11 protein-coding genes are annotated in these 11,343 nt (G+C 73.0%); 5 read left to right on the plus strand and 6 right to left on the minus strand.

The features are described 5' to 3' along the window. The first annotated feature begins 3 nt into the window (after window positions 1-3). Complete coding sequence (locus O7626_RS13175; RefSeq protein WP_278061456.1) at window positions 4-636, plus strand: nucleoside monophosphate kinase; 633 nt, start codon at window positions 4-6, stop codon at window positions 634-636. A gap of 489 nt (window positions 637-1,125) precedes the next feature. Here O7626_RS13175 and O7626_RS13180 read toward each other — a convergent pair whose 3' ends face one another. The 3 genes from O7626_RS13180 to O7626_RS13190 form a co-directional block, all read right to left on the minus strand. Then, window positions 1,126-1,509 (minus strand): DoxX family protein, encoded by a 384-nt coding sequence (locus O7626_RS13180; protein WP_278061457.1) that lies wholly within the window; start codon window positions 1,507-1,509, stop codon window positions 1,126-1,128. A 139-nt stretch (window positions 1,510-1,648) separates the two neighbouring features. Further along, complete coding sequence (locus tag O7626_RS13185; protein ID WP_278061458.1) at window positions 1,649-2,590, minus strand: RNA polymerase sigma-70 factor; 942 nt, start codon at window positions 2,588-2,590, stop codon at window positions 1,649-1,651. Window position 2,591: 1 nt separating this feature from the next. Further along, a complete protein-coding gene (locus O7626_RS13190; protein WP_278061459.1) occupies window positions 2,592-3,536 on the minus strand; it encodes an NAD(P)-dependent oxidoreductase in 945 nt (314 codons plus the stop codon). A 383-nt stretch (window positions 3,537-3,919) separates the two neighbouring features. Between O7626_RS13190 and O7626_RS13195 the strand changes: the two genes are divergently transcribed. The 4 genes from O7626_RS13195 to O7626_RS13210 all read left to right on the plus strand — a co-directional run bounded on the left by O7626_RS13195 (window position 3,920) and on the right by O7626_RS13210 (window position 7,312). Next, window positions 3,920-5,101: an FUSC family protein gene (locus O7626_RS13195; protein WP_278061460.1), complete on the plus strand. Its 1,182-nt coding sequence runs from the start codon at window positions 3,920-3,922 to the stop codon at window positions 5,099-5,101. Between the two features lie 190 nt (window positions 5,102-5,291). Then, complete coding sequence (locus O7626_RS13200) at window positions 5,292-6,194, plus strand: C1 family peptidase (protein WP_278061461.1); 903 nt, start codon at window positions 5,292-5,294, stop codon at window positions 6,192-6,194. A 93-nt stretch (window positions 6,195-6,287) separates the two neighbouring features. Further along, window positions 6,288-6,644: a protease inhibitor I42 family protein gene (locus tag O7626_RS13205; RefSeq protein WP_278061462.1), complete on the plus strand. Its 357-nt coding sequence runs from the start codon at window positions 6,288-6,290 to the stop codon at window positions 6,642-6,644. Window positions 6,645-6,859: 215 nt separating this feature from the next. Next, window positions 6,860-7,312: a DoxX family protein gene (locus O7626_RS13210; protein WP_278061463.1), complete on the plus strand. Its 453-nt coding sequence runs from the start codon at window positions 6,860-6,862 to the stop codon at window positions 7,310-7,312. Window positions 7,313-7,376: 64 nt separating this feature from the next. On the opposite strand, the gene O7626_RS13215 is transcribed toward O7626_RS13210, so the two are convergent. The 3 genes from O7626_RS13215 to O7626_RS13225 form a co-directional block, all read right to left on the minus strand. Next, window positions 7,377-8,549 (minus strand): 4-hydroxybenzoate 3-monooxygenase, encoded by a 1,173-nt coding sequence (locus O7626_RS13215; RefSeq protein WP_278061464.1) that lies wholly within the window; start codon window positions 8,547-8,549, stop codon window positions 7,377-7,379. A gap of 51 nt (window positions 8,550-8,600) precedes the next feature. After that, a complete protein-coding gene (locus tag O7626_RS13220) occupies window positions 8,601-9,761 on the minus strand; it encodes an MFS transporter (RefSeq protein ID WP_278061465.1) in 1,161 nt (386 codons plus the stop codon). Between the two features lie 98 nt (window positions 9,762-9,859). After that, window positions 9,860-11,320 (minus strand): benzaldehyde dehydrogenase, encoded by a 1,461-nt coding sequence (locus O7626_RS13225; protein WP_278061466.1) that lies wholly within the window; start codon window positions 11,318-11,320, stop codon window positions 9,860-9,862. Between the last annotated feature and the right edge of the window lie 23 nt (window positions 11,321-11,343).

Raw genomic sequence — 11,343 nt, forward strand, 5'->3', positions numbered from 1 at the left:
CGGATGCGGTTGGCAGTCCTCGGGCCACCGGGCTCCGAACGGGAGCAGGTCGCCGACGCCCTTGCCGCACGGCTCGGCGTACCCGTCGTCAGCCTGGCTGGCATCGTGCAGGCCGAGGTCCGAGCGGACAGCCCGGCCGCGACGCAGGCACTGCGGCACATGCGCGTTGGTGAACTCGTCCCGGAGCATGTGCTTCTCGGCATGATTCGCAGCCGGCTCAGCCAACCCGACGTCGCCCCGGGCTTCGTCCTGGACGGCCTTCCCAACCGCAGCGTCCAAGGGGCGACGCTCGACGCGGTACTGTCCGACCTCGGCGTTGCTGTCGACGGCGTGATCGACCTCGTTCTGGCAGACGCCGAGGTCCTCCGCCGACTGGCCGGCCGCCGCACCTGTCGCCGCTGCGGCAGGCTGTGGCACACCGAGTTCGCCGCCCCGACCCGCCCGGGTGCCTGCGACGGCTGCGGCGGCGAACTCTTCCGGCGTGACGACGACAGCCCTGAACGGATCACCACAGGACTGGGCTCCTATCGCCCGGCCTCCGCGGTCGTGCTCGACCACTACCGGGCACTCGGTAAACTGGTGTCTGTCGATGCGACGCTCACCCCAGCGGAGATCACCGCCAAGGTACTTCCATGACCTCGCCAGCGCTGGGCGATCACGAGGATGCGTGGTGTTTCTACCCCGATGCGCGGACGGGGCGTCGTCACAACGTCGTGTGAGTTTGGACAGATCGGGGTCCTGACCGGGCGCACCGCGCCTGGCGTTCGGCGTCCGCGTGCCACCAGCCGGGCGGCTCGGCCCGGTGATCGTCGAGGTCGGCTGGTCGGGATGCAGCCCGAGACGGCGCAGCGCGGCAGCCTGCACACGGACCTCGATCCAGCCTTGCCAACGACCGCCCGGGCCGATCCCGCAGGCCAGACTCCAACGGATCTCGCGGGCCTCGAAGGGCATCCAGTCGATGCCCCGGTCCCGCAGTCAACTGCGCGCGGCGGCCAGCGGCTGAGGACAACCGGAGGTGTTCGGGTAGGCAGCGACGGTGATCCATTCGGCGTTCACGGCGATCATCGTGCCCGTTGCCGTCTCGGACCGCAGCTGGATTCTCCCGCCGGCCCGACGACGACCAGGTCAGCCGGTGAAGGACTCGGGGCCGAAACGGCCCCAGGCCACGAAGACGGCCATGCCGAGATAGACCAGATCGGGCAGTACCGTCGCCTTCTCACCACGCCGGAGGCGCATGGTCGCCGCGCCGGCGAACAACAGTGCCACGCAGGTGGCGGTTATCGGCACCAGGACCGGAGCGATGTCGAGTACGGCGGGCAGGATCAGGCCCGCCACGGCGAGGATTTCGAGTGTCCCGATGACCCTGAGCGCAGTTGGGCTGAAGTCCAGTACCCATTCCGCGGCGTGACTCGTCGCCGCCATCCGTTCCCTGGGCACGAACATCTTCGAGGTGCTGATCAGCAGGACCGTGGCCAGGATTCCGGTGACGATCCACAGTGCGAGGTTCATGGGATTCCTTCGAGGTAGTGGCGGGCGTCCCGGACATCGGGTCGGTCGCCCGGCGAGGTCACGACAGCGGCGAGGAGGTGTGCGGGCGGCCGGCGGCCGTGGGTGGTGTCGAGCGGCTGGCGGCGTACCCGTGATGGGGTTAGCTGGGCTGGTCGTCCGGCTGCGGCCGGGGGCGGCGCCGGTCGGCGCGTACCAGGGCGGCCAGGTCGCCGACCCGGTCGAGGTGTCCGAGCTTGTCCGGGTTGACGACGGAGTGGATCGCCCGGATTCGGCCGTCGGCGACGTCGAGCCCGACGACCGCGACCAGCCGGTCCTGGGCGTCGAGCGCCAGCCCGCCCGGCTGGCCGTTCACCTCGGTGGCCCGGAAGCGCACCCCGAGGCGGGGGAGCGTGGCCATCGCGGCGACCAGGATCCGGGCCACCCGCTCCCGGCCGTCGACCGGTCGGGTCAGCGCGGGCACCCGGCCGCCGCCGTCGCCGTGCAGCGCGACGTCCTGGGCCAGCAGCGCCTCCAGCGCCGCCAGGTCGCCGGACCGCACGGCGGCGAAGAAGCGCTGCGCCAACTCCTCCCGCTGCCGGCGGGAGGCGTGGTAGCGCGGCCGGCGCTCCCGGACGTGGCTGCGGGCCCGTGCCACCAGGTGCCGGGTGGAGTCCACGTCGGTGCCGACGATCTCGGCGACCTCCGGGTACGGGTACTCGAACACCTCGCGCAACAGGAACGCCGCCCGCTGCTGCGGCGAGAGGCTCTCCAGCAGCACCAGGAACGCCAGCGACAGCGAGTCGGCGGTCTCGGCCTGTTCGGCCGGCGTCGGCCCGGTGACCAGCGGCTCCGGCAGCCACTCGCCGACGTACCGCTCCCGGCGCACCCGGGCCGACCGCAGCTGGTCGATGGCCAGCCGGGTGACCAGGGTGGTCAGATAGGCCCGGGGTGAGGTGATCGGCTCCTCCCGGCGCAGCGTCCGGTGCAGCCGCAGGAACGCCTCCTGCACGACGTCCTCGGCCTCGCCGACGCTGCCGAGCATCTGGTAGGCGATGGCAAACGCCCGGGGACGCAGTTCGCCGTACAGCTCGTCGGTGGACACGTCAGCCGAGCCCGTCGACGAAGCCGGTACGCCAGGACGGGTACCGCAGCGTCCACCCCAGGTCGCGTTTGGCTTTTTCGCTGGAGATCCCACGGGCCCGCGTCATCATGTCCACCACGCTCTCGCCGGCCAGCAGCCGGACGAGCCAGGCCGGTAACCGGCGCGGCGGTCCGGCGCCGAGCGCCCGCGCCAGTTCCGGCAGCCATTCGCGTACCGGTGCGGGATCGTCGTCGGCCACATGGTAGATCCCCGGCCTGCCGCGTTCGACGGCCGCGACCGTGGCCGAAGCGGCATCGGTGACGTGCACCAGCGACCACACCCCCGCCCCACCGCCGACGATAGGGAACCTCCGCGCGCGGATCCGCCGCGCCAGGACCGCGTTCGGCGCAGTGCTGATGTCGGTCCCCGGGCCGTAGAAGCCACCGTAGCGGAGCGCGATGCCCTCGGCCCAGCCGATGCCGGTCACCGCGGCCTCCAGATGGCGCAGCGCGGCCACTGCCGCCTCGGTGTCGGACGGCGGATTCGGTTCGATCCGGGCGCTCTCGTCGGCGGCCGGCCCGCCGGTGCGCTCCAACCACATCGCGTTGCTCTGTGCCACGAACCTGCGTGTCCCGGCGGCGCGGGCGGCGGCCAGCAGGTGGTCGGTGGCCTCGGTACGCAGCCGGTTGGTGGCCGCCACCATCCGCCGCACGTTCCGGAAGTCCATCGGACCGCTCAACGCGGTGAGCTGGTGGACGACCACCTCGGGCTCGGCCTTCGCCACCGCTTCGGCCACCGAGTCCGGGTCGAGCGCGTCGACGACAGCCGGTTCGGCGCCGAGCGCGCGCAGTGCGTCGGTCCGGCCGGCCGAGCGGGTCGTGCCGACGACCTCGTGGCCGCGCGCCACGAGTTGGCCGACGATATGCCTGCCGATCGCGCCGGACGCCCCGGCGAGAAAAATCCTCATCACGTCTCCGTTCGTCGCGTGGCACCGACGGCGGCGGTGCTCAGCAACAACAGACGAGACGGCCCGGCACCCCATGACCGGCAGTAACGCAGTTCACACCGCGACCGCGGCATTCCGCGACGGCGACGCGGCGTTCGGCAGGCTCAGCCGGCGGCCCGGCGGCCCGGCGGCCCGGCGGCCCGGCGGCCCGGCGGCCCGGCGGCCCGGCGGCCCGGCGGCCCGGCGGCCCGGCGGCCCGGCGGCCCGGCGGCCCGGCGGCCCGGCGGCCCGGCGGCCCGGCGGCCCGGCGGCCCGGCGGCCCGGCGGCCCGGCGGGACTTGGCGGCCCGGCGGGATTCGGCGGTGCGGCGGGGTTCGGCGGCGGTGAGCCGGGTAGTCAGGCCCATGGGGGTCCTCCGGGCCCTCCGGCGGCATGCCGCGCCCGCCACCGATGCCGACGGCCGCCGGATCAGTGCCGCGCTGGCAGAGCTGGGCCGCCGGGGGCAGCGCAGCGCTGCTGCCCGGTTGCGCCGGTTGCGGACCTATCTGGTGCTCGCCGTGCAGGCCGGCCTGGCCGCCGCGCTGGCCTGGCTGATCTCGCACGAACTCCTCCGCACCTCGGAACCGGTCTTCGCCCCGGTCATCGCGGTGGCGGTGATCGCCACCTCGATCGACCGGCGGCTGCGCCGCAGCGTCGAACTTCTGGTGGGGGTGACCGTCGGGATTGGGGTCGGTGACCTGCTGATCGCGGGCACCGGTACGGGGCCCTGGCAGATCGGCGTGATCGTTGCCCTCGCCATCATGGTGGCGATCCTGCTGCGCGGAAGCTCCTCGCTGATCACCCAGGCCGGTGGTACGGCGGTGCTGATCGCCTCGCTCACCCCGACGACCCAGGACCTGGAGGTGCCCCGGTTCGTGAACGCCGGGATCGGTGGTGCGGTGGGCCTGTCGGTCGCCCTGCTGCTGCTTCCGCTCCACCCGCTACGTCTGGTACGACGGCGTGCCAACCCGCTGTTCGAGCTCTTCACCAGCCAGCTCGCCGCGACCACCCGGGCGCTGCGGAACCGGGACGCGCGGCAGGCCCAGGACGCCCTGCGTGCGCTGACGCAGGACACGCAGCTCCGGCAGCTCCACGAGGCCCTCCAGGCGGCCCGGGAGGTGGTCACGTACTCGCCGTTCCGGTGGAACCGGCGGGGCACCCTGATCCAGTACGAGGAGGGTGCCGAGCACATGGAGCGGGCCTTCCGGGACAGCCGGGGGCTGGTCCGCCGGATCGCCAGCCTGATCCGGGACGGTGAGCCGGTGCCGGACGCGCTGCCGGGCGCCGTCGGGCGGCTCTGCTCGGCGCTCCGGCTGCTGCACCGGGACCTGAGCGCCGGACGGGAACCCGACCGGACCCGGGAGGAGACGCTGTGGGTGGTCACCGAGGCCGCCCGGGCCACGGAGGCGGGGCTCGGATTCCACGGTACGGCCGCCGTCGCCCAGCTGCGCACGATGGCCCACGACCTGCTCCGGGCCACCGGACTCGACCGCTCGGACGCCCGTACGCTGATCCGCCGCACCTTCGCCGCCGCCCGCGCCCGGTAGCCGGGTCCAGGGGCATGGCGCCGCCCTGGGCCTCCCGCTCGGCACCGCGACGGCGCTCAGCCCTCCGGGGCCGCGCGGGCGGGCGTGCGCCGGACCGGATGACGAGGACGGCAGGTAGCCGGATCGGACCCGTGGGATTGCGCCGAGGGCGCACAATGGGTGCCGCGGCGGCTACGGGACGGATTCTGCGGTGAAGTCCGGGCCGGACCTGGCGCCGTGGATGCGCACCGCCCGTCAGGGCCCGGCCGGAGGCGAGTCGATGGAGCAGCAGAAGCGTTTCGCGGTGGATCCGCCGGAGACGAGTGCGAACAGCAGCCCCGGTCCGCAACTGCTCGGCCGGCTCTACCGGCCGGATCCCCGGGACTGGGACATCCCCCGGCTGCTGGAGATCGCCGAACCCGCCGAGTCGATCCGGCAGATGACCGTGGAGCAGGTGCTCGCCGAGACGCCGTACTTCTCGGACTGGCGGGCGTACCTGGTCTTCTGGCGGTGGCTGCGGACCCAGCGACAGCCACCGGCGGCACCGGCCGTCGTGCGGGACCGGGCGCCGGCCTGGGAGTTGACCGTCCAGCTCGACCAGGGGCAGACCGGCCACTGTGTCGGGTTCGGCTGGGCCGGCTGGGTGGACGCGATGCCGGTCGCCGGCACCTACCAGAACGCCGACGGTCACGCCCTCTACTACGAGGCGAAGGTGATCGACGGCGAGCCCGGCAAGGAGAACGGCTCGACAGTCCGGTCCGGGGCACTCGCCGTCCGGGAACGGGGCCGGCTCGCCGCCTTCGCGTTCGCGCAGAGCACGGCCGAGATCGACGAGTGGATAGACAACCAGGGCTCGGTCGTGGTCGGCACCGCGTGGACCAAGGACATGTTCAATCCGGACGAGGACGGATTCGTCAAGCCGACCGGTAACGCTTCCGGCGGGCACTGCTATCTGATGCTCGACCGGATCGAGTCCGAGGACGCGTACCTCTTCCAGAACTCCTGGGGTGAGGCGTGGGGCTGGGGTGGCCGGTTCAAGATGAAGCGCGGCGACTTCGCCGGCCTGCTTCAGGAACAGGGAGAGGCGTGCTGTGCGGTGGAGTTGCCGCACTAGCGGCGGAGGGCGGCTCGTCCCCCGGACCCCGCGAGCGGAGTCCCGTGTGGTCCGGGGAGCGGAGTCCGGCGTGGCCCGGAAGCGGAGTCTGGCGTGGCCCGGCTTGACCTGACCGAGGCGGACGGCGGCCGGTCGTATCCCGCGGCGCCGGGGGACCTGGTGGTGGTCCAGCTTCCCGAGACGCCCAGTTCCGGCTACCGGTGGCACCTCGACGGGGTGGATGCCGCGGTCCTCGCCCCGTCCGGCGACTCGTTCCGGCCGCAGCGCGAGGGGTTGGGCGGCACCGGGACCAGGCAGCTGCGCTTCACCGCGACCGGGGCCGGGCGGACCGGGCTGCGGTTGGTGCTGGTGCGCGGCTGGACGCCGGGGGAGAACCCGGCGCGTCGGTTCGAGGTAACCGTCCACGTGACCAGGGGCGGGGGTACGGTTGCCGGAGGTACAACTTCCTGACGGGTCCCGCACGGGCGATTTCCTGAAATGGAACTGTTCCAATTTGAACAGCGCGGCGGTGTTCGCCTCGCCTTTCACCTGCCGGCCGTCGTGGACCGGCCGGGAAAGCGAATAAGGGTTCAACTGATAGCTATTGACAGCATTCAATGTAAATGGTTAACGTTGCCTTGCCGTGGGACCCAACAGTTGTTGCTGTCAGTCGCAAGGAGTGTCCCATGTCCAACCCACGAATCACCGACATCGTGACCACCCTGTTCCGGATGGTACTCGGCCTGCTGTTCGCCCTGCACGGGGCGGCCTCCCTCTTCGGGATCTTCGGCGGCAACCGGGGCAGCGGCGAGGCGATCCCGTTCGGCACCTGGCCGGGATGGTACGCGGCCGTCATCCAGTTCGTCGGCGGAGTACTGGTCCTGGTCGGCCTGAGCACCCGGGCCGCCGCGATCGTCTGCTCCGGCTCGATGGCGTACGCGTACTTCGTGGTGCACCAGCCCGACGGGCTGCTGCCGCTGAACAACGGCGGTGAGCTGGCCGCCCTGTTCTGCTGGTCCTTCCTGCTGGTCGCCGCCCTCGGCGCGGGACGGTGGTCGCTGGACGCCGCGCTCGGCCGTCGGCGGGGCCGTGCGGTGGCGGAGCAGCCCAGCCCGGTCGCCGCCACCACCGGCTCCTGACCGGACCACCCACCAACCGATCAGTTCTCGGCGTCCTCCGGAGCAGTTCTCCGTGATGAACTGATCAGACCTCTGGCAGACCGACGTAGTTCTCCGCCAGGCTGGTGGCGTACGCCCGGGACGAGGCGAGGTAGCGCAGCGTCGAAAGCTGCAACCTCGCCTCGTACGGGTCGTCGGTGTTCAGCCTGTGCAGCAGCGAGGTCATCCACCAGGAGAAGTGCTGGGCCCGCCACACCCGGCGCAGCGCGGTGTCCGAATAGGAGTCCAACAGGTCGTCCCGCCCGTCGCGGTACCAGGCGGCGAAGGCGTCACCGAGCAGCGTCACGTCGGCCAGCGCCAGGTTCATCCCCTTGGCGCCGGTCGGCGGGACGATGTGCACCGCGTCGCCGGCCAGGAAGAGCCGCCGCCAGCGCATCGGCTCCACCACCAGGCTGCGCATCCCGGTGACGCTCTTCTCCAGGATCGGTCCGGTGTTCAGCGTCCACCCGGGTACGGTCTCCAGCCGGGTGCGCAGTTCCGCCCAGATCCGCTCGTCCGGCCAGTCCGCGAGGTCGGCCTCCGGCTCCACCTGGAGATAGAGCCGGGAGATCTCCGGGGAGCGCATGCTGTAGAGGGCGAAGCCCCGGTCGTGGTGGGCGTAGATCAGCTCCTCGGTCGCCGGTGCGGCGGCGGCGAGGATCCCGAGCCAGGCGAAGGGGTAGCTGCGGTCGTACTCGGTCAGCTCGCCGGCCGGCACGCTGGCCCGGCTCACCCCGTGCGAGCCGTCGCAGCCGGCGACGAAGTCGCAGTGCAGCTCCTCGTCCCGCCCCTGGTGCCGGAACCGGATCACCGGTGCGTCGGAGTCCAGCCCGTCGAGGCGTACGTCGGAGACCTCGAAGCGGAGCTCGCCACCGGCGGCCGTACGCGCCGCGATCAGGTCCTTCACCACCTCCTGCTGGCCGTAGACGGTGATCGCCCGCCCGGTCAGCTCGGTCATCGCGATCCGGTGCGCGGCGCCGCCGAAGCGCAGCTCGATGCCCTCGTGCCGGAGCCCCTCCCGGTCCAGCCGCTCACCGAGCCCGCTGCGCCGGAGCAGGTCCACCGAGCCCTGCTCCAGCACGCCGGCCCGGACCCGGTGCTCGACGTACTCCCGGCTCCGGCACTCCAGCACCACCGACCCGATGCCGGCCCGGTGCAGCAGGTGTGACAGCAGCAGACCAGCCGGCCCCGCCCCGACGATCCCGACCTGGGTACGCATTCTCGCCTCCCTGACCTTCCACGACTGATCCGTTCCACCGGGCGGCACGTCTTACACCTGCCGGTCCCGGCCGGCGCCGAGCGCGCTCGTCGCCATCACCGCGGTCACCGCCGCCATGGCGGCCAGCGGCACCCGCCAGCCTGCGGTGACGTCCCGCAGCGCGCCGACCAGCACCGGCCCGGCGGCGCTGAGCAGGTAGCCGACCGACTGCACCGCCCCGGAGAGCTGCCGGGCCGACCCGGGCGTCCGGGCCCGGAGCACCAGCAGGGTCAGGGCGAGACCGAGCGCGGCGCCCTGGGCCAGCCCGGCCAGCACCGTCCAGAGCAGATACCAGGTCGGCAGGGCCAGCAGACCGAGCACCGCCGCCGCCCAGCCGACGGCGACGACAAGTGCCAGCCCGCGCTGGTCGGGCCGGCGGACCGCCAGGGTCGGCACCACCAGCGCGGTGCCGATCCCGAGCAGGTTGAGCACCGCCAGTGCCGCGCCCGCCCGGGTCGGCGCGACGCCCTGGTCCCGCAGCATGCTCGGCAGCCAGGTGAGCACCGTGTAATAGAGCATCGACTGGGTGCCCATGAAGACGGCCAGCTGCCAGGTGACCGGCGAGCGCAGGATCCCGCCGCCCGACCGCTGCTGCGGCGGCGGGGCGGGCACGCGGTGCCGGCGGCGCACCTGCGGAAGCCAACCGAGCGCCGCGACGCCGGCAAACCCGCCCAGCGCCAGCAGCGAACCCCGCCACCCCAACCCCATCGTGTACGCCAGCGGCGCGCTCACCGCCGCCGCCACCGTCGCCCCGGTGGTCATCGCGGCGGTGCTCAACCCGGTGGCCAGGCCCGGCCGGCCCGGGAAGTGCTGCTTCACGGCGCTGGGCAGCAGCACGTTGCCGACGGTGATCCCGGCACCGATGATCGCGGTGCCGACCAGCAGCCAACCGGCGTGCGGCAGGGTCCGGGTCAAACTGCCCAGCACGATGCCGAGCATCGCGGCGAACAGCGCCAGTTCGACGCCGACCCGGCGGCCGAACAGCGCTGCGAACGGGGCGAGCAGCCCGAAGCAGAGCACCGGCAGCGCGGTGAGCAGCCCGGCGGCGCTCCGGTCCAGGTCGAGGTCGACCTGGAGTTCGGGGAGCAGCGGTGGGACCGCCACGATCGCCGCCCGCAGGTTCAGCGCCAGCAGTACGAGGCCGAGCAGGGTGAACCAGCCGCGCCGGCCCAACCCGAGCGCCCCGTGCCGGTCCGCTGGCCGGCCGTCGGCCGTCCGGGAACCCGCCGCCGCGGACCCGTCGTCGCGCGGCGGCGGTTCGGATTCGCGGCTCAGAAGGGATACCTCGTGATCTCGCCCTGCACGGTCACCCACTGCGTCTCGGTGAACGCGGCGAGGTTGGCCGCCGGCCCGCCCAGCCGGGGGCCGTTGCCCGAGGCGGCGACCCCGCCGAACGGGGCGACCGCCTCGTCGCTGACCGTCTGGTCGTTGATGTGCACGATGCCGCTGGGCACCCGCTCGGCGAAGGCCAGCGCCTTCGTCACGTCCCGGCTGAGGATGCCGAGGGAGAGGCCGTACTCGCTGTCGGCGGCGAGCTTGGCGGCCTCGTCCAGGTCGCCGAAGCGCAGTACCGGGGCGACCGGGCCGAAAACCTCGTGCGCGTACGCCGGGGTGGCCGGGGTGACGTCGGTCAGCACCGTCGGCCGGTAGAAGAGGTTCTCGTACGTCCCGCCGGTGACCAGGGTCGCTCCCGCGTCGACGCTGCCGGTGACCAGAGAGTGGATCTTGTCCCGTTGCCGTTCGTCGATGATCGGGCCGAGGGCCACGTGGTCCCGGGCCGGGTTGCCGACCGGCAGGTGTGCCGCCTTCTCGGCCAGCCGGCCGACGTACTCGTCGACGAGCGATTCGTGCACCAGGTGCCGGCCGGTGGTCATGCAGATCTGCCCCTGGTGCAGGAACGAGCCCCAGGCGCCGGCGGAGACCGCCAGGTCCAGGTCGGCGTCGTCGAGCACCACGAGCGCCGAGTTGCCGCCGAGTTCCAGCAACACCCGCTTGAGGTGCCGGGCGGCGGTCTGCCCGACCTGGCGGCCGGCGGCGGTCGAGCCGGTGAAGCTGATCAGCCGCACGTGCGGGTCGGCGACCAGCGCCTCGCCCGCCTCCGGCCCGCCCGGCAGCACGTGCAACACCCCCGGCGGCAGCCCCGCCTCCTCGAAGATCCGGGCGATCGCCACCCCGCCGGTCACGGCGGTGCGCGGATCGGGCTTGAGCACCACCGCGTTGCCCAGGGCCAGCGCCGGGGCGACCGAGCGGATCCCGAGGATGATCGGCACGTTGAACGGGGAGATCACCCCGACCACCCCGACCGGCAGCCGCCGGGCCAGGCTGAGCCGGGGCTGCGCACTCTGGATGATCTCGCCGAGCGGGTGCGAGGCGAGCGCCGCCGCCTCGTAGCACTCCTGGGCGGCGGTGTCGGTTTCCAGGGTCGCCTTCGGCGGCACCGAACCCGTCTCCCGGACGATCCAGTCGCCGATCTCGGCGGCGTGCTCCTCCCAGAGCAGCCCGGCCCGGCGCAGCACGGCGGCCCGTTCGTGGTAGGGGGTGGCGGCCCAGCCGCGCTGGGCCTGGGCGGCGCGGGCGGCGGCCCGGGCCACGTCGGCGGCGTCGGCGATCCCGGTACGCCCGATCTCGTCGCCGGTCGCCGGTTCCCGCACGGCCGCGTCGCCGCCGTCCGCGGTTACCCAACCGTCGCTGCATATCCGGCCGTGCCACTTAGCCGGGTCGAGAAGAGTCACGGGAACCTCCTTGTGGGTGGGGG

It is taken from the genome of Micromonospora sp. WMMD1102 (assembly GCF_029626265.1).
In the GTDB taxonomy this organism is placed as follows: Bacteria; Actinomycetota; Actinomycetes; order Mycobacteriales; family Micromonosporaceae; genus Plantactinospora.